The 18,948-nt window shown below is 62.2% G+C and carries 14 protein-coding genes; 7 read left to right on the plus strand and 7 right to left on the minus strand.

Annotated features, from left to right (window positions below; translation table 11 throughout):
- Positions 1-59: 59 nt before the first annotated feature.
- Both C8D72_RS07720 and C8D72_RS07725 read right to left on the minus strand, forming a co-directional pair.
- Positions 60-1,214 carry a hypothetical protein gene (locus C8D72_RS07720; protein WP_245955195.1) on the minus strand — a complete coding sequence of 385 codons (1,155 nt, stop codon included), beginning with the start codon at positions 1,212-1,214 and terminating at the stop codon, positions 60-62.
- A gap of 85 nt (positions 1,215-1,299) precedes the next feature.
- Positions 1,300-3,429, minus strand: a complete 2,130-nt coding sequence (locus C8D72_RS07725; protein WP_170140539.1) for a TonB-dependent siderophore receptor — start codon at positions 3,427-3,429, stop codon at positions 1,300-1,302.
- 401 nt (positions 3,430-3,830) lie between these two features.
- On the opposite strand from C8D72_RS07725, the gene C8D72_RS07730 reads away from it, so the two are divergent.
- Both C8D72_RS07730 and C8D72_RS07735 read left to right on the plus strand, forming a co-directional pair.
- Entirely contained in the window at positions 3,831-4,751 is a 921-nt protein-coding gene (locus C8D72_RS07730) for a siderophore-interacting protein (protein WP_115853840.1), read from the plus strand.
- Positions 4,752-4,794: 43 nt separating this feature from the next.
- Positions 4,795-6,042 (plus strand): MFS transporter, encoded by a 1,248-nt coding sequence (locus C8D72_RS07735; RefSeq protein ID WP_115853841.1) that lies wholly within the window; start codon positions 4,795-4,797, stop codon positions 6,040-6,042.
- 51 nt (positions 6,043-6,093) lie between these two features.
- Here C8D72_RS07735 and C8D72_RS07740 read toward each other — a convergent pair whose 3' ends face one another.
- A complete protein-coding gene (locus C8D72_RS07740) occupies positions 6,094-6,894 on the minus strand; it encodes an HpcH/HpaI aldolase/citrate lyase family protein (RefSeq protein ID WP_245955230.1) in 801 nt (266 codons plus the stop codon).
- Positions 6,834-8,159: a CaiB/BaiF CoA transferase family protein gene (locus tag C8D72_RS07745; RefSeq protein ID WP_245955196.1), complete on the minus strand. Its 1,326-nt coding sequence runs from the start codon at positions 8,157-8,159 to the stop codon at positions 6,834-6,836. Before C8D72_RS07745 ends, C8D72_RS07740 begins: the two co-directional genes overlap by 61 nt.
- Positions 8,160-8,293: 134 nt before the next feature.
- On the opposite strand from C8D72_RS07745, the gene C8D72_RS07750 reads away from it, so the two are divergent.
- On the plus strand, positions 8,294-9,202 hold the full coding sequence (locus tag C8D72_RS07750) for a LysR substrate-binding domain-containing protein (protein WP_115854459.1): 909 nt from the start codon (positions 8,294-8,296) through the stop codon (positions 9,200-9,202).
- Positions 9,203-9,252: 50 nt separating this feature from the next.
- On the opposite strand, the gene gndA is transcribed toward C8D72_RS07750, so the two are convergent.
- A complete protein-coding gene (gene gndA / locus C8D72_RS07755; protein ID WP_115853843.1) occupies positions 9,253-10,665 on the minus strand; it encodes an NADP-dependent phosphogluconate dehydrogenase in 1,413 nt (470 codons plus the stop codon).
- A gap of 402 nt (positions 10,666-11,067) precedes the next feature.
- Here gndA and C8D72_RS07760 point away from each other — a divergent pair, with 402 nt between their 5' ends.
- Positions 11,068-11,829 carry a Crp/Fnr family transcriptional regulator gene (locus tag C8D72_RS07760; RefSeq protein ID WP_170140540.1) on the plus strand — a complete coding sequence of 254 codons (762 nt, stop codon included), beginning with the start codon at positions 11,068-11,070 and terminating at the stop codon, positions 11,827-11,829.
- 19 nt (positions 11,830-11,848) lie between these two features.
- On the opposite strand, the gene C8D72_RS07765 is transcribed toward C8D72_RS07760, so the two are convergent.
- Positions 11,849-12,217 (minus strand): META domain-containing protein, encoded by a 369-nt coding sequence (locus C8D72_RS07765; RefSeq protein WP_115853845.1) that lies wholly within the window; start codon positions 12,215-12,217, stop codon positions 11,849-11,851.
- Positions 12,218-12,324: 107 nt separating this feature from the next.
- On the opposite strand from C8D72_RS07765, the gene C8D72_RS17735 reads away from it, so the two are divergent.
- Complete coding sequence (locus C8D72_RS17735) at positions 12,325-14,292, plus strand: methyl-accepting chemotaxis protein (RefSeq protein ID WP_115853846.1); 1,968 nt, start codon at positions 12,325-12,327, stop codon at positions 14,290-14,292.
- 130 nt (positions 14,293-14,422) lie between these two features.
- Here the strand turns inward: C8D72_RS17735 and polA are convergent, their stop codons facing one another.
- On the minus strand, positions 14,423-17,203 hold the full coding sequence (gene polA, locus C8D72_RS07775) for a DNA polymerase I (protein WP_115853847.1): 2,781 nt from the start codon (positions 17,201-17,203) through the stop codon (positions 14,423-14,425).
- 159 nt (positions 17,204-17,362) lie between these two features.
- Between polA and C8D72_RS07780 the strand changes: the two genes are divergently transcribed.
- Together C8D72_RS07780 and C8D72_RS07785 are read left to right on the plus strand one after the other, a co-directional pair.
- Positions 17,363-17,650 (plus strand): DUF2782 domain-containing protein, encoded by a 288-nt coding sequence (locus C8D72_RS07780; RefSeq protein ID WP_170140541.1) that lies wholly within the window; start codon positions 17,363-17,365, stop codon positions 17,648-17,650.
- 202 nt (positions 17,651-17,852) lie between these two features.
- Positions 17,853-18,797, plus strand: a complete 945-nt coding sequence (locus tag C8D72_RS07785; protein WP_115853849.1) for a homoserine kinase — start codon at positions 17,853-17,855, stop codon at positions 18,795-18,797.
- Positions 18,798-18,948: the final 151 nt, after the last annotated feature.

An 18,948-nucleotide genomic window follows, 5' to 3' on the forward strand; every position in this document is an offset into this window, starting at 1 on the left:
CGCACACCGGGGCGCCCGGCCCCGGTGTGCTGCAAATTGACGGCCGGACGGCGGGTCATCTACTCGGCAGACGTCGGTGACACATCTCGACCCCGGGCATCGCGTCGCCCGCCCCTGCGGCTCGCGGTGAGCAAAACCCATAAAAGCGGGCGAATCAGCCAGCGCCAGGCCAGATTAATCAGCCATAGAAACGGCAGCGCGATCACAAACCACAGCAGAAACTGCCCCAGCTTCACCGGCCAGCCGAGCCACTGCGCCAGGTTGGCGCCCAGACCGTTAATCAACGACGGGTGACGCACCACGATCCAGGTCGTGGCGCCGACGGCGGCCAGCTTTGCCGGCCGCGACAGCCGGGTGAAGCGAAGGCCGGCCGGTACCAGCGCCCGTGAGCTTCTAAGCTCGCCGCTGGCGCCCGCTACCGCCCGGCTCTCAAGCGCCCCGGCCCGCATCGCGCGACCGGCGCGCAGCCACTTGATGGCACCCGCCATCATCACGACATCGACGCCCGCCCAGGCGATATCGGCCGGCCCCACGGAGGCCGGGCCCTGCACGGTGCGCTCCAGATCGCGCAGGCCGCCGGTAAAGAAATCCCCCACGCCCGCGACCAGTCGCTCGCCCTGCAGCCAGTGCACCCGGCTTTGCTCATCCACCACGAACTGATCGAGAAAGCCGTAGCCCTCCGCCTGTAAAAAGGCGACGCCATAAAGACCGCGCTGATACGGCGTCAGGCCGCGCGCTTCATCCGTCGTTGAATCGGTGGCGTCACTGTCGGCTTCGTCGTCGCTCCACCAGCCGGCAATCGCCCCGCGCGCCTCGCGGTAGCGCTGCGTCGCCCAGTGGCGCGCGGTCAGAGTCGGCACCTCGTTGTCATGGAACCAGGCTACCGGCAGTACGGCGTCGGGGCCAAAGCGGGAAAGGATCTGTTGGAAGCCGGGCTCGAAGCCGTATTCGGTCAGCACCTCGCGGGCGGTATCGCCGTGACGCGAAAGCGCCAGCGCGCCGTTGAACACCAGCGTCTGATCGTCCGCCCAGGCGAGAAACAGCGTATTAAGCGCCTCGGACTCCTCACCCAGCGAACGCGCCACCGTGTCCGGCAGGGCATCCGAGGCGGAGGCGCGCAGAAAACGTGATTCAAACGGCGTTGCCGTCGCGGCGGCAGAGAGTGCACCGGCGGCCAGTACGGCCGTCAGCACAAGGACAATAAATCGGGTCATGAAAGGGCTCATCGGGTGTGGATAACACAGCCACCCAGTATGGCACTTTCATCTTCAGCAGGCGCTAGTGGCCGGTCCTTGTCTCCTAGAAACGGTAATCCAGCGTTGCGGTGACCTGTCGCTCATCGCCGAAATAGCAGTAACTCTCGTTGAAGCAGCCCGTGACATATTTTTTGTCAAACAAATTGGTGGCATTCAGCTTGAGCGTGGCGCCATCCAGCTCGTTGGAGACCTCGCCCAGATCAACGCTTACGAAGGCATCGGCCAGCGTGTAGTCACCGGTTTTGCGCGTGTTTTGAGCATCGGCGTAGCTGCCCTTGACGTAGCGACCACCAACGCCGCCGCGAATGCCGTGCGTAAAGTCGTACTGCATCCAGAGCGATGCCGTCTGTTCGGGCGAGAGCACCGGGGTCTTGCCGGCGTCGATATTGACGCCGTCCTGACTGATGCTGTCGCGATATTCAATATCGTTGTAGCTGTAGCCGGCGATCATGTTGAGCCGATCGGTGAGCGCTGCGTTGGCGGACAGCTCAACGCCGCGCGAGCGGATGTCGCCGGCACTGATATAGGCTACCGGGCTGACGCTGGTGCGCTGCTGGACGTTTTGTTGGGTCAGGTCATAAAAGGCGAGCTGATAGAGATCGCGCGTCCCGGGCGGCTGATACTTGATGCCGATTTCATGCTGCTGACTTTTCACCGGGTCCGGTACGGCGCCATCCACCGAGGAGTCAGCGCTGGGATTGAAAGCCTCGCTATAGGCGTAGTAGGGCGCGATGCCTGAATCGAAGCGATACAGCAGCGACGCACTGCCCGAAAACGCCTTGTCGCTGCGGCTGTCGGTGGCGCCACTAAGATGGGAGTGATATTCGCGATCCAGAAAATCCTGACGTCCGCCGAGCGTCAGGTGCCAGCGGTCCCAGCGCATCTGATCCTGCAGGTAGACCCCGCCCTGCTGCACTCTGCGAGTGTCATCGCTATCCCTGCTCGGCGCATCCGTCAGAGAGTTGCCCGAGTCATCCGGACGAAAGGGATCAAGCGATCTGGCGCCGGCGCTGCTGAACCTCACGTCATTTTTACGGCGCTGAAAGTCAACGCCAGCCAGCAGCGTGTGCTCTACCTCTCCCGTCATGAGCTCGTACTGCAGATTGTTGTCCGTCGAGAAGGCCTGCAGGTCTTCATCCGCGCCGGAGTAATATCGCGCCAGCGCCGCACCGTTGCCGTTGAACCCGGCCTGATAGACCTGCCCCACTTCCACATCCATGTTGGTATAGCGAGCGCGCGAGTTGAACGTCAGATTATCGCTAAAGCGGTGCTGCAGCTGATAGGAGAAGATGCGCTGGTTGCGCCTGAACACGTCGTTGGCCGGGTCAGCGTCCGACCAGGAAGAATCAACCGTGCCGCCAAAGCGCGCGCCGCTGGCGCTCAGATCATAGGGCACCGCACCGTGATAGTCGCCGGCCGGGTCATGCTGCAGGTAGGCCTGCAGGGTGAGATCGGTATCTTCGTCCGGGTAGAGCGTCAGCTGCGGCATGAGCGCATAGCGCTCGCGTTTGGCAACATCGAACTGGGTGTCGGAGCGACTTCCCAGCGCCGTGAAGCGATAGGCCCCCAGGCTCGGATCACTCAAGGGGCCGGTCACGTCGATACCGGCCCCGTAGGTGTCGAAGCTGCCGCCATAAAGCCGGAAGAGCCCCTGCTGCTCCGGCTGCGGTTTTTTGGTGGTCAGCGACACCATGCCGCCCGGCATGGTTCGGCCATACAGTGCGGACGCCGGCCCCTTGACCACGTCGACGCGCTCCAGAAAGAACGGGTCGATCTGCATCGCCGAGTAGGCGCCGGGGTCCGACTGCAGCCGCAGCCCATCGAGGAAGGTGTTGTCCACATCACCACCGTGGAAGCCGCGCAGCGAGACCACGTCCGAACGTTTGGACGCACCCGCCAGCCCGGTAAAGGCACCCGGCGTATAGAGCAGCGCATCGTTGATATTGGTAATGCCCTGGTCGTCGAGCTGCTGGCGCGTCACCACGTTGATCGTGCGCGCGGTTTCGGCCAGCGGTGTGGCGGTTTTGGTGCCGGCATCGCTGGCCTGCGCCGTATACCCCTGTGTCGGACCGTCGACATCCGACAGGTTCTCCCCGGTGATGACCATCGTATCCGGGGGCTGATCGCTTTCCTGCACGGGCCGGGCCAGCGCATCAGCTGTCCATACGCTCACCACGACACCCGCAAGCAGCGGCGCGCGGGCCAGACATTTTACGGATCCTTTGAAGTACTTGATCGACAACATTGGAAAGACGGCTCCCCTGGCTCGAGAAAGATGCGCTGCGCCACAACGGTCATCTTGTGATCATTTTGCGGTTGTTGCGAAAGATAATAATTCTCATTATCAACCTTTGGCAATTGCCATCGCATGCGCCAGCGGCGTTATCGCACCTTTCCTTTCTGCCTTCGTTGCTTTTGCTGAGCCTTGTTTTGAAATGAATTGTTAAACCGGTTCAGAAAATGAGGTTCGGCGCGTCCTCCTGACCGGCAGCATGAATGGCGCCTTGCAACAAAATGAGAAATATTATTATTCTCTTTAACGCCAGATAGCCTTTACATTCAGGGATCCATCCCATGCCAGCAACGACGCCCTATCAGCTTTTTGACATGACGCTCAAGCGCCGCGAGCAGATCTCGCCGTCCATGGTGAACCTTACGTTTACGGCAAACGATCTGGATATGGCCACGACGTTTGCGCCGGATCAGCGAGTGAAGCTCTTTTTTCCACCGTCCGATGAAGACAGCGCCAGCATGGCGGCCCGATTTGCCGACGGCGAGGACTGGTACAGCGCCTACAAGAACATGGCGCCGGAGGCGCGCCCGCCCATGCGCACCTATACGATTCGCGCAGTCCGCCCGGAACAAAAGGAGCTGGATATCGAGTTTGTGCTGCACGGCGATACCGGTCCGGCCTCACGCTGGGCGAGCAGGGCCCGCCCGGGGGATGCCCTCTCGATCAATGCGCCCTGCATCCACTACACCGGCAAGGCCATCGGCTGCGAGTGGCGACCGCCCGCCAGTATCGAGCATCTTCTGCTGGTCGCGGATGAAACCGCCTTGCCCGCCGTCATGGGGATCATCGAGGAGCTTGACGCGCGTTTTGCCAATGCGCCCAAACCCAGAGTGCAGGCGCTGCTCGAGGTGCCCCTGAAAGCGGACTGTCGCTGCATCCCGCAGTGGATCGATGCCGTCTGGCTGCCCAGGGAAGAGACCCGGTGCTGTCACGGCGAGCGCCTTTCCCGGGCGGTGCGCACTCTTGCGCTGAAGCAGTCATCTTCCCCCTCTGCCACCAGTTCAGCGCTGGCTATCGATATCGATGAAGAGATTCTGTGGGACGTGTCTGCTCCTGAGTCGGACGACAGCTTTTATGCCTGGATCGCATCCGAATCCCGGGTATGTTTGAACATTCGCCGCTATCTGGTGGATGAACTGGCGGTGCCAAAACGACAGGTGTCTGCCATGGGCTACTGGCGTGAGGGCAAGGCGCATCCGTAATACATTCCGACCGGCGCCGTCAGGGCTTTTGCGCCAACCCCACATGCTGATGCTATCGGGATTGATGTTGTCCTACGCCGGCTCTTCCGTGGTCGAGGGCTCTGTGCCAACACTGGTCGCGGTGGGCATGCTGTCCCCGGTATGGATTGCGCTATACACCACGTTTTCCAGGGCCATCAATGCCTCTGCTTATGTCATGGCACGACTGCTGGGTCACTACTCCCCCTACCGGGTACTGTTGATCTGCGAAGTCTACGACATGATCATTACGCTGGTGGCGCTGCTCCTGCTTTATGACGGGTCACTGTCAACACCGGTCGTGTTGATCACCTACGTTATATTGACGTCCGTTATCCCGGTCATCACCAGCATCGCCAATGGCACCTATGCCGGCGCCCTATCGCTTGAATCGGACAGAACCGCCGTCAGTTTCAACGCGTTTTCCCTTAGCCTTTTGACCCTGGCCACATTGGTCATTGGCCGGCCGCTGGGAAGCCTGCTGATCGATTATTCCCTTTATGCCGTGCTGGTCATCAATCTGATCATGACACTGGCGTCGTTTCTTTTTCGCTGGGCAGCCATGAAGCGCGACACGCTTTTTCTGTCCAATCAAAATCGATATGACCCCGGAAGCAATCACGCTTCACGCCTCGATCTGATCGAAGGCATCCGATATTTTCGTGGCCGGATATTTTGCCTTTCGGCCAGCGCCCCCGTGACAACGCCGCTGATCTATCTCTCCATGGGACTGTTTCTCTACTACATGCCACCGTGGCTGGCAGCCGAGGCCGACAACAAGGGGGAAATCGTTGCCATGGTGGGGATTTTGGGGGGACTGGGCTCGATGATCGGGCCACTCTTGTTTTATGCCCTGAAACATCGCTTTCGCTATCGCCATCATGTGACGCTGGCCATGTTCGTTGTGACCGTCGACGAACTCATGATGCTGGGCATGGTGCGGATGTATGGCAATGATGTGTCGATGCCGATGCTGTCCGTCTATATGATGCTGAATTTTTGTCTCTATCTCGCGGCCGCCTACTGCAATGTGGCCAATCTCTGCGCCCGACAGAAACGCTTTGCCGGAAAGCGATATCCCGACATGGTCGGCATTACCTTTTCACTGGCCTCACTTTTTATGCTGGCAGGCACATGGTCAGGGTACCTTTTGGATGCCAGCAGCAACCCGACGTGGGCACTGTTGCTGGGCACCATGATTACCCTTTTGACCACGATGGGCCTGTTGCGCACAAAGGCCTCGTCACGCCCTGGCGTTAGTCCAAACAGGTAGCGCTGCCATTTCGAACGGCTGAAAGCCGCTCAGGCATTGCCTCTCCGTGGATCATGGATGGCCACCGCCCTGACCGCCGCGCGCCAGCAGACGTCGGGCGCGCTCGATGACCGGGGCATCGACCATCTGACCGTCCACGCGAAAGGCGCCGCCCTGTGTTTGCGCGCCTTCAAGCACCCTGCGCGCCCACTCGAGCTGTTCGGCGTCGGGCATGAACGCCTGAAGTACCGGAGCCAGCTGGCGAGGGTGAATGCAGAGCATGCCGCCAAAACCCATCTGGCGGGCGCGCTGTGCGGTGGTGTAAAGAGCATCGTCATCATCAAGCACGGGTGACACGCCGGCCATGGGCGGGGCCAGCCCGGCCAGCCTGGAGTGAAGCACCAGCTGATAGCGGGCCTGATCGAGTATCGCCTCGGCGCCGGGGGTGGCGCTTTCCAGATCCAGATCAAGCGCCAGATCCAGCGCGCCAAAGCTCAAGCGCTCCACGCCGTCCACGGCGGCAATCTCGTCGATCCACTCAAGGCCCGCGGCGCTTTCGATCAGCGGCCACAGGGGGCGGTCCAGCGCCGCGGCCTGCTTGAGCCGCGTGGCGGCCTCGGCCTTGGGCACCATGATGGCTGCCACGCCCGGCAGCCGAGCGCAGAGATCCAGATCGGTGTCGAAGTGCTCGCTGTCGGGGGCGTTGATGCGAACGCACAGGGCGACATCCGGCGACTCTTCCACGAACTGCTCCAGGCACTCACGCGCCAGTACCTTGTCTTCCGGCGCCACGGCGTCCTCGAGGTCGACGATCACCAGATCGGCCTCGCTGGCCAGCGCCTTGCCGATACGATCAAACCGGGTCGCAGGCACAAACAGGGCCGATCGCGCCGTTCTGATGCGCTCTGCCGCATTGATCGATGTCGTCGCCATTTACACCACTCCCTTCTCGCGCCAGCCCTTGATGGTTGTCTCGTCATGACCGAGTGAGACCAGAATCTCGCGGGTATGTTCGCCCAGCGCCGGTATGGCCCCATGACGGTGTCGAAGGCCCGACCCTGGCCGGGCGGCAGCAGCGCCGGCAGCGGCCCGACGGGCGAGTCCACCTCGCGCCATCGGTTACGCGCGGCCAGCTGCGGATGGGCCCAGACATCGGCCATCTCATTGACGTGGGCGTTGGCGATTCCGGCCTGGTCGAGCCGCGCCACGATGTCATCGGCCGACAGGGTCGAAAACACCTCATCAATGACGCCATCCAGCGCCTGACGCGCCTCGCTGCGATCGGCATTGGTGGCAAAGCGCACGTCATCGATCAGCGCCGGGCGCTCCAGCACCCCGGTACAAAACGTCTGCCATTCCCGCTCGTTTTGCAGTCCCAGCATCACCGACTGACCGTCCCCGGCGGGAAAGGGGCCGTAAGGGTAGATGGTCGAATGCGACGCGCCGGCGCGCGGCGGCGGCTCGGCCCCCTCGAAGGCGTAATAGAGCGGATAGCCCATCCACTCCACGGTGGCCTCGAGCATCGAGACATCGATATGGCTGCCCTGTCCGCTGCGACCGCGGGCCAAAAGCGCGGCGAGAATATTGCTGTAGGCGTACATGCCGGCGGCGATATCCGCCATCGACACGCCCGCCTTGACCGGCGTGTCCTTCGTGCCGGTCTGTGACAACAGCCCCGATTCGCTCTGGATCAGCAGGTCGTAGGCCTTTTTGTTGGTATAGGGGCCGTCGCTGCCATAGCCCGAGATGTCGCAGACAATCAGACGCGGGAAGCGCTCACGAAGCGCCTCGAACGACAGTCCCAGGCGTGCACTCGCCCCCGGGCCCAGGTTCTGGATCAGCACGTCGGCATCACTTAACAGCTCAAACAGAACGCCGGCGCCCTCGGCAGCCTTCACATCGAGTGTCAGGCTTTTCTTGGCGCGATTGGTCCAGACAAAGTGCGAGGCCAGCCCGCGGGTGCGACTGTCGTAGCCGCGGGCGAAATCGCCCGTGCCGGGGCGCTCGATCTTGATCACCTCCGCGCCCAGATCCGCCAGCTGGCGCGAGCAGAACGGCGCGGCGATGGCATGCTCCAGGCTGACGACCCGAATGCCTTCAAGCGGCCCGGGAGTGGGAACATCGGCGGCGTTCGTCATGGCGGACTCCTCGCTGTGGATACCTTGAAGCCTGCCTGCTTTTGGCCGCAGGGAGAATTGGCCTTTGCCGGACCCTGCGTTAGGCTCAGGCGAACGCCATGCCGGCGCGTCCGGCCCTTCTCCGGCAGGAGCCCATGTCCCTTGACCTGACCGATCTGCGCCTTTTCGTGCATGTGGCCGAGGCACCCAGCCTTACTCAGGGTGCCCGCCACGCATGTCTTTCCACGGCGGCGGCCAGCGCGCGCATCCAGCAGCTTGAGGCGCAACTGGGCAAGCGGCTTTTCTATCGGAGCTCGCGCGGCATGGCACTGACCGCGTCGGGTCAGCGCCTTTTGACCCACGCCCGGCGCGTACTGCGCCAGCTTGATCATCTCACCCACGACATGGCAGGCGACGACGACCGCGCCGGCCATCTGCGCATTCTGGCCAACACCACCGCCGTCACCGAGCTGATGCCGGCCGTGCTGGGCGAGTTTCTGGCCGAGCGACCACGGCTGACCATTGACCTGCGCGAGCGTCTCAACCATGAAGTGGTACGCGGCGTGGAGCAGGGCAGCGCCGACATGGGCATCGTGGCCGGCCCCATCAGCACCGCGGGTCTCGAGCGCTATCACTTCAGCACCGACCGGCTGGTACTGATCACCGCCCCGGATCATCCGCTGGCGCAGCGCCAGAATGTCGTGCTGGAAGATCTGGTGGAGGACTTCCACGTCGGGCTGCCGGATACCAGCAGCCTCATGCAGTTTCTGACTCGCCGGTTCGAGAGCGTCGGCGCCGAGCTGAAGCTGCGCGTTCAGGTCTCAGGGTTCGAAGCGATCTGTCGTCTGGTGGCCGCAGGCGTCGGGGTCGGCGTGATTCCGGAATCCGCCGCACTGCGCCATCGCCGGCTCATGACGCTGGCCCTGATCCATATCGATGCGCCCTGGGCGACGCGCGAGCGCAGCGTGGTGGTGCGCAACGCCGCCGAGCTGCCCGGCGCCGGCATGGCGCTGATCGAGGCGCTGATGGCGTTTGGTCGCACCGATCAGCCCCCGAAGGCATAAAAAACCCCGCGACAGGCGCGGGGTTTTGAGACACCAGGGCGTCGCGGGGCTTACTTGTCGAGCCACTCGGTGTGGAACACGCCGTCGCGATCAAGACGCTTGTAGGTGTGGGCTCCGAAGAAGTCACGCTGGGCCTGCACCAGGTTGGCCGGCAGCTTCTCGGCGCGGTAGCTGTCGTAGTAGGCCACCGCAGACGAGAAGGTCGGTACCGGAATGCCGTTCTGGACCGCATGGCTGATCACGTCACGCAGCGACTGCTGGTAGCGCTCGGCGATGTCGGAGAAGTACGGCGCCATGAACAGGTTCGCCAGATCCGGCGTTTCCTGGTAGGCATCGGTGATCTTTTGCAGGAAACGAGCGCGGATGATGCAGCCGGCGCGGAAGAGCTTGGCGACCGAGCCGTAGTCGAGATTCCAGTCGTGATGATCGCTTGCCGAACGCATCTGGGCAAAGCCCTGGGCGTAGGAGGCGATCTTGCTGAAATAAAGCGCCTGGCGGACCTTTTCGATAAACTCGGCGCGGTCACCTTCAAAGGGCGTCTCAGCCGGGCCCTTGAGCACTTTCGAGGCCGCCACGCGCTCTTCCTTGAGAGAGGAGATAAAGCGGGCGAAAACGGACTCGGTGATCAGCGGCAGCGGCACGCCCAGATCCAGCGCGCTCTTGCTGGTCCACTTGCCGGTGCCCTTTTGCCCTGCAGAGTCGAGAATCGTGTCGACCACGTACTCGCCATCCTCGTCACGCTTTTTGAAGATACGCGCGGTGATGTCGATCAGATAGCTGTCAAGCTCGCCCTTGTTCCACTCGGCGAAGACATCGGCCAGCTCGTCGTTGGACAGCCCCAGGCCGTCCTTGAGGATGGCGTAGGCTTCGCTGATGAGCTGCATGTCACCGTATTCGATGCCGTTGTGCACCATCTTGACGTAGTGACCGGCACCGTCGGGACCGACATAGTTGACGCACGGCTCGCCGTCTTCGGCGCGCGCGGCGATCTTTTCAAGGATCGGGGCGACCATGTCATAGGCGTCGCGCTGGCCGCTGGGCATGATCGAGGGGCCCTTGAGGGCGCCCTCCTCGCCACCGGAAACGCCGGTGCCGATGAAGTTCAGACCCGCCTCGGAGAGCTCGCGGTTACGACGAATGGTATCCGGATAGTAGGTATTGCCCCCATCGATCAGGATATCGCCCTGGTCCAGATACGGCTTCAAAGACTCGATGGTCTTGTCCGTGGCTTCACCGGCGGCCACCATCAGCAGGATGCGGCGCGGCTTTTCCAGCGAGGCCACAAACGTCTCGATCTCATAGAACGGGACCAGCTTGCTGTCGGGATTGTCAGCCAGCACTTCGTCGGTTTTCTCAGAGGAACGGTTATAGATCGACACCGTATAGCCGCGGCTTTCGATGTTGAGCGCCAGATTGCGCCCCATTACTGCCATTCCCATGACACCAATCTGTTGTCTGGTCATTGCCTTTTACTACTCCAGCAGTCATTGAACTACGACACGTTAGCAGCGCTGCTACGCGTCCTGATGTCCCACATCGGGATAGACAGCATGCTGTCGCCTGACGAATGTGCCACGCCAACACGGTGACAGGCCAGTCTGGCAGAGCGCGCAGCGATTGTCCCCGCCCGAAGGCGCACAAACTACGCACGGATGATCATTTCGTCGCCATTGCCCTGTCAGAGGTGGTGAACATGGACCACATGCGCCATGCTCAATCTACGCTCTGACATAAAAAAATCTAATAAATACACGCTAATAGTGAAACAGGCTCATGACAATAACCGAGCCAGCCCTGAACGATTGCCCGTATCCCCGCCCGAGGCGATCCACTCGCAACAGGGACCGACACAGCAGGAGATGACGATGAGTCATGGCTGTATCGTTGAAAACTTCAGCAATCTGATTTCACTCAGCGAACACGAAAAAGAGATACTGGCGCATCTCGAGAAGGATGCCAGAACCGTCAGGCGCCACGAGAGCCTGTGGCATTTCCGCGAGCGCACGCAAACGCTCTACACGCTGCAAAGCGGCTGGGCCTATGCCTACAAGATTTCGCTGATGGGCGAGATGAAGGTGGTCGAGATCTTTACCCCCGGCGACATTATCGGGCTGCGTGATTTCACCTTCGGACGCCATCTGACCGACGTGCGCATGATGACCGATGGCACCGTCTGCGCTTTCCCCTATCGCCACATTCTGGACGCCTGTCAGCAGTCACGCTCGCTGTCGGCGGCCTTTTTCGCCACCGCCTCACGCGATCAGGCGCTGATGACCGAGCGCGTGGCGAGTCTGATGCACTGCAGTGCGCGCATGAAGATCGCCCATTTCATCATCGAGATGTATCTGCGGTTGAAGCACACCAGCCCCGATATGGGCCATCGCTTTGAATTCCCCATGAACCAGAAGCTCATGGCCAGCCTTCTGGGCCTGACCAGCGTGCATGTCAGCCGCATGCTCGGCGAGCTGGCCCGTGAGGGGATGGTCAAAAAACAGCGCCGCATGCTGGAAATTCTCGACTACGAGCGCCTCTATCGTGAGGCGCAGTTTGATGAGACCTACATCCAGCTCGACCTGAGCCACATGCTCGACGTCGACGCAAGCGACAGCGAAGCGCCCATGGGCTGACCGCCCCGGGTGCCTGCCCCTACTGCATGGGCACCCGCTCGATCGCCATCTGCTGCGACTCGCCCTCAAGACGCCACTCGTCATTGTCCCCCTGGATCAGGCGCGGACGGCTCTCCAGAAAGTCGATCAGCGCCTGGTCCCCTGTCTCATTGTCCGGGCACGCCATGCGGGTTGAGGCCAGATTCCCGACGATCAGCCGGCCCTGTTCAACACGGGCCGGGCCAAACACTCGATTGCAGCCGCCCGTACCACTGACCCGATGCCCGTCAAAGCTCAGACTGGCCTGATCCAGCGCCCCGTCGTGTTGCACCGGTGTACGCTCCTGCGCCGCATTGCCGGCACACCCGGCAAGCGTGGCCGCCAGCAGCCATCCATAAATGCCTTTCATGATCTGTCAGTGCTCCTGGTATTTGGATGAAAATCACCCACGCCCACCTTCATTAATTCCGCTCTGGTGCCGATAGCCCTGAAAGGCAAACGACACGGAACAAGATGATGCCGCGCACCATTTCAGGAAAGATAACACTTGGCAGCATACTGCTGATGCTGCTGATCGGCCTGTCCATTTACGGCGTCATGACGCTCAGGGGCAAGCCGCGTTTGATCGAGGCCAGCGACACACTGATCAACCAGACCGGTCAGTCCATCGTTAACGGTCTTCAAGGGCAGATGGGCCAAGTAGAGAGCCTGACCGCCAGTGTTGCCGGCATGGCCGCGACCCTGCCACTGGATCCGGCGCTTTATCTAAAAGCGCTGACGGAAGTCATCAATGCCAATGGCAATCGCGCCATTGCGGGGGGCGGGCTGTGGCCAGAGCCCGGCGCCTTCACGCCGGGCATCGATAAACGAAGCTTTTTCTGGGGTCGCGGTAACGATGGCCGGCTCTCCTACACCGATGAGTACAATTCCCCCGAAAGCGCCGCCTATCAGGACGAGCCCTGGTATCGCGCCGCCGTCAACGCACCGGCCGGTCAATGCGTCTGGTCGGCGGCCTATCTGGACCCGATCACACAGGCGCCGATGGTCACCTGCAGCGTGCCCTATCAGCGAGATGGCCGGTTTGCCGGCGTCGCCACCACCGATGTCAGCCTCTCGGGACTTGCCGACTACATGAAGGCCCATGGCCAGGCCACCGGCGGCTACGCCTTCGTGCTGGACCGCGACGGCAATGTCATGTACTTCCCGGGCAGCGACTTCTCGGGCGGGCTGGAATCGCTGTCGGGTCTGACCACGCGTTTGCCATGGCTTGCAGCGGTGACCCAACAGGATAGTGATGAAGAAGCCCGCATCGAGGACCCCACCCTTCAGGATCAGGCCATCGTCAAACGCTTTAGCATGGTGGGTACCGGCTGGACCGTGGCGCTTGTCACCCCGATGACCACCGTGACCCGGCTGGCCAGCACCCTGATTCAGGATCTGCTGTTCTTTATTTTGCCGGTCGTGGCGCTGTTGCTGTGGCTTGCCTGGCTGGGCAGCCGAATGCTGCTCGCCCAGATTGCCGAGACGACCCGTCAGATCGAGCGAATGAGTGAAGGCGGCGGTCAGCGCGAGGCACTGATCATCACCCGCCACGACGAGATTGGTGCCCTGCGCGGCGCCGTCAACCGCTACGCCACGCGCCTCAACCAGCTTTTCGAGAACGTCAGCCTCGTATCAGAGACCATCGGCGGTAGAACGCGCGAGATCTCGGCCGGCAACATGGACCTCTCAAGGCGCACCGAATCGCAGGCCGCTGCACTGGAAGAAACGGCCTCGGCCATGGAAGAGCTCTCCTCGACTGTCAGTCAAAATGCCGACAGCGCCAGTGAAGCAAGCCGACTGGCAGGAGAAGCTTCAAGCGTGGCCGAAAACGGCGGCAACCGGGTCACTCGCGTCATCTCATCGATGGAAGAGATCAGCCAGAGCTCCAAAAAGATGGCCGATATCGTCAACATGATCGACGGCATTGCCTTTCAGACCAACCTGCTGGCGCTCAATGCCTCTGTCGAGGCTGCCCGCGCCGGCGAGCAGGGACGCGGCTTTGCCGTGGTGGCCGGCGAAGTCCGCAGCCTGGCCTCTCGCAGTGCGACGGCCGCCAGCGAGATCGGCCATCTGATCAAGGATTCCGTGGGGCGCATCGACGAGGGCACGCGTCATGCTCGCGAAGCCGGTGAGGTCATGCAGGAGGTAGTGGCCTCGGTTCAGCGTGTGACCGGGCTGGTCAGCGAAATCGCCATGGCCTCGAAAGAGCAGGCAGCCGGCATCAACGATGTTAATCAGGCCGTGGCCGACATGGATAGCGTAACCCAGCAAAATGCCGCTTTGGTCGAGGAAGTCGCCAGCGCCGCCACGGCACTGGAAGAACAGACCATGGCGCTGGAGCAGCTGATGCAGGAGTTTCAGAGCACGCAAAACGCCTCCCCTGCATCGGTGGACGCTGAGGCCGAATGGTCAGCCCCGCAGGGCGCGGTCTGGGCCACCTAATCTCAAAGACATGATCTTGACCACATGGCCTCAAAAGGCCTGTCAAAACAACGATGCCGGCCCATGGGCCGGCATCGTTGTTTTCATCAGGTGGCCGGGTGCCGTCACATGAGACAAACGCCCCAAACAGCTAGTGCGCCTCTTCCCAATTGTCACCGTGGCCGGCCTCGACGATCAGCGCCACATCAAGCTGTCCCGCGCCCTGCATGCGATTGACCACCTCGGTCTTGAACGCCTCGACCTGCTCGCGGCGCACCTCAAAGATCAGCTCATCGTGGACCTGCATGACCATTTTGGCGTCAAACTCGCCCTCACGCAGCCAGGCATCCACATCGATCATGGCGCGCTTGATGATATCGGCGGCCGTGCCCTGCATCGGCGCGTTGATGGCGGTACGCTCGGCGCCCTGTCGGCGGGCGTGATTACGTGAGTTGATCTCGGGCACGTACAGCCGCCGGCCAAAGACGGTTTCGACATAGCCGTTCTCGGCCGCTTCGGCGCGAATGCGCTCCATGTAGCGCGCAACGCCTGGATAGCGGTCGAAGTAGCGCTCGATCCAGGTTTTCGCATCACGCTGCTCGACCTTGAGCTGGCGGGCCAGTCCCCAGGCACTCATGCCATAAATCAGCCCGAAGTTGATCGCCTTGGCGCTGCGGCGCTGATCAGTGGTGACCCTGTCAATTGTGGTGCCAAAGACCTCGGCGGCGGTGGCGGTATGGATGTCACGATCCTCGGCAAAGGCCGTGAGCAGGCTTTCATCACCGGAAAGGTGCGCCATGATGCGCAGTTCGATCTGCGAATAGTCCGCTGCCACCAGCTGGTAGCCGGGCGTGGCGACAAAGGCGGTGCGAATGCGCCGGCCGATGTCGCTTCGAATCGGGATGTTTTGCAGGTTGGGATCGCTGGATGAGAGCCGCCCGGTGGCGGTCACCGCCTGGTGATAGCTGGTGTGAATGCGCCCGGTCGAGGCATTGATCAGCTGCGGCAGCTTGTCGGTGTAGGTCGACTTGAGCTTGGACAGCCCGCGATGCTCCATGATCACCTTGGGCAGCGGGTAGTCCAGCGCCAGCTCCTCGAGCACGGCCTCCGCGGTCGAGGGCGCGCCCTTGGGCGTTTTTTTGATCACCGGGATTTTTTGTTCTTCAAACAGAATCTCGCCGAGCTGCTTGGGCGAGCCCAGGTTGAACTCGCGTCCGGCCAGCTCGAACGCATCGCGCTCAAGCTCGGTGATGCGCTCGCCCAGCGTTCGGCTCTGCTCGCCCAGCACCTTCGTATCCACCGCCACTCCGGTGCGCTCCATGCGCGTGAGCACGGGCACCAGCGGCAGCTCGAGCGTGTCGATCACCTCGGCAAGTCTCCCCTCCTGCTCGAGGCGCGGGCGCAGGTGCGCGTGCAGGCGCAGGGTGACATCGATGTCTTCGCAGGCATATTCCACGGCCTGCTCAAGCGCCACCTGATTAAAGGTCAGCTGTTTGACGCCCTTGCCGGCGATCTCTTCAAACGAGATGGTCCGGTGCCCGAGATAGGCCTGCGCCAGCGAATCCATGTCATGCCGCGTGGCGGTGGAGTTGAGCACGTAGGACTCGAGCATGGTGTCGAGCAGCGCCCCATTGACGGCGATGTCGTAGCGCGCCAGCACCTCGATGTCGTACTTCAGATTCTGGCCAATCTTGGCAATCGAGGCGTTTTCCAGAATCGGCTTGAGGGCGGCCAGCACAGCGTCTCGATCCAGCTGATCCGGAGCGTCAAGATAGTCATGCGCCACCGGCACATAGACCGCCTCGCCCGGCGTGATGCCCAGACCGATGCCGACGATCTCGGCGTCCATGTAGTTGAGGCTGGTGGTTTCCAGATCAAAGCAGAAGGTGTGGCTCTGTTTTAACCGCTCGATCCAGCGATCGAAATCGTCCTGTCCCAGCACGGCGCGGTAGTCGCGCTGCTCGCCGGCCATGGCGGAGGCCTCATCGCCGGACTCGCCGCCATCCAGATCCCCCTCGCCTGTGGGCACATCGGGCGCGGGCTCGCCGGTGCTGCCGCCGTCGAGCAGCTCGTTGAGCCAGTTCTTGAACTCCAGACGCTGATAGAGCGACAGCAGCGCTTCGCGATCCGGGTGGGCAATGTCCAGCCCGTCCAGGCCGACCGGCAGCTCGCAGTCGGTGCGAATGGTGGCCAGCTTATAGGATAAAAACGCCTGCTCGCGGTTGTCCTCGAGCTTTTTGGCCATGGTTTTGGCACCGCGAAACGACAGCGTTTTGATCCGCTCGAGATCACCGTAGATGGTGTCGAGCCCGCCGCCCATGCCGGTCAAAAGCGCCAGCGCGGTCTTTTGCCCCACACCCGGCACGCCGGGAATGTTGTCGACGCTGTCACCCATCAACGCCAGATAGTCGATGATCAGATGCGGTGGGATGCCGAACTTTTCCTCGACGCCGGCCACATCGAGCGTCTCGTTTTTCATGGTGTTGACCATGGTGATGTGCTCGTTGACCAGCTGCGCCATGTCCTTGTCGCCGGTCGAGATGATCGCATCGCGCCCGGCCTCGGTGGCCATGCGCGACAGCGTGCCGATCACGTCATCGGCCTCGACCCCCTCGATGCACAAAAGCGGCAGGCCGAGGGCGCGCACGCACTCGTGCAGCGGCTCGACCTGGGCGCGCAGCTCGTCGGGCATGGGCGGGCGATGGGCCTTGTACTGTTCAAACAGCTCGTCGCGAAAGGTCTTGCCCTTGGCATCAAAGACCACCGCCATCGGGCTTTCGGGATACTGGCGAATCAGGCTCTTGAGCATGGAGACGACGCCGCGAACGGCGCCGGTCGGCTCACCGGTCGAGGTCGACAGGGGCGGCAGGGCATGAAAGGCGCGGTACAGGTAGGCAGAACCGTCCACCAGGACGATCGGGGCAGCGGCCATGGAAGCTCCAGCGAATGACTCGAATATGGCGTCATGATACGCAAGCCGTGCGTCGACGTCAGCGGCGAAAGCGCGCGCGGTACCCACCGGCATGGCTGCTATTTGCCGCCGTGGGATTTACACTGTGCAACATTCAAGCCCCACCCTCTGGAGACCCTCATGACCACTGGACGGATGCTGCCGACCCTGGCGCTGACGGCGCTGCTGACGTCTGCCATGTTCGCTGCCACGGCGCTGGCCGGGCCCGAAGGCGAGGTCACCACCCAGCGCGACGGCGATCGCGTGGTGCGCGAATACCGTCTCGAGGGCCGGCTCTACGCCATCGAAATCATCGAAAGTGGTGAGCGTACGGTCCTGCTGGACACCGATGGCGACGGCAACTTTCGTCGCCTGAGCAGTGAGGCCGACATCACACCGCCCTCCTGGACCCAGGAATCGGCGCGCTAGATCACGCTTTTGGCGTGAGACGCGCTGGGCAGAATATGCCATTTCGGTGATAGACTCCGCGCTGCGCGATATCAGGCCACGCCCGGGGCGCTGTGCGATCTGGTATCCAGCGTTCGAACATGTCATTGCCGTCATCCCGAAAACCGGTGGCGGCTTTTGTTATCCAGCACGATGAGCGCCTCCGCAGCGCGCCAGGAGCCACATGGCGGTTTTTACCCCCTTAAGCGATGAACAGGTCGCTCATTTTCTAGAACGCTACGATGTCGGCACCCTGCTGTCGGTCGAGGGCGTGACAGGCGGCACCGAAAACAGCACGTTTTTTGTCACCACCGACCGGGAAGTGCTGGTACTGACCCTGTTTGAACAGGGCGAGCAGGAAGAGCTGCCCTTTTTCGTCGATTTGCTGGCCTGGCTGGATCAGCATCAGCTGCCGGTACCGGGGCCACTTTTCGATCGCAACGGCGTGGCCCTGCAGCGCCTGGCCGACCGCCCGGCCCTTTTGTTCCCGCGTCTGGCCGGCCGGCATCCCGAGCAGCCCGGCCCCGCCCAGTGCGCCGCCATCGGTCAGGTACTGGGCCAGATACATCGCATCTCGCAGGGGTTTCAGGGCAGCCGGCCCAACCCGCGCGATCTGCGCTGGGTCCACGCCGTGCACTCCCGGGTCATGAGCTATCTGGGCCGCGATGACCAGATCCTGATGCGTGATTGCATCGATGCGCTGGACTGCCGCCTGAGAAAGGTCGTGCTGCCCCAGGGCGCCCTGCACGGCGATCTTTTTCGTGACAACACCCTTTATGAAGGCGACCGCCTGTGCGGCGTGATCGACTTCTACAACGGCTGCACCGGCGATCTGCTCTTTGATCTGGCCATCGTCATCAACGACTGGTGCAGTGACAGCGAAGGCGCGCTGATCCCCGAACGCTACGACGCCATCATCGAAGCGTATGCCGCCGAGCGACCCTTCACCGACGAGGAGCGCCGGGTCTGGCCGACGATGCTGGAGCTGACCGCGCTGCGCTACTGGCTGTCGCGTTTGCTGGTGGTCTATGTCGACCCGCCCGCGCACGCCCTGACCCCCAAGGACCCGACCCAGTATCGCCAGATCCTGAAAGCGCGCGTTGATCACCCGCCGGCGCCGCTGCCCTGACGATGACGATGACAGTGACCGTGTCGATGCCGGCGCCTGCCGGTATCGTGAGCGCTGGCGAGCCCCGGCGCTGACGAGCCCTGATTGCTCGGGCTCGTGTTTCGGCGCTCGGTGTCTACACTGGCAACAATTGTCCGGGCAGTCTGCCCCC

The organism is Kushneria indalinina DSM 14324, from assembly GCF_003385845.1.
Taxonomy (GTDB): Bacteria; Pseudomonadota; Gammaproteobacteria; order Pseudomonadales; family Halomonadaceae; genus Kushneria; species Kushneria indalinina.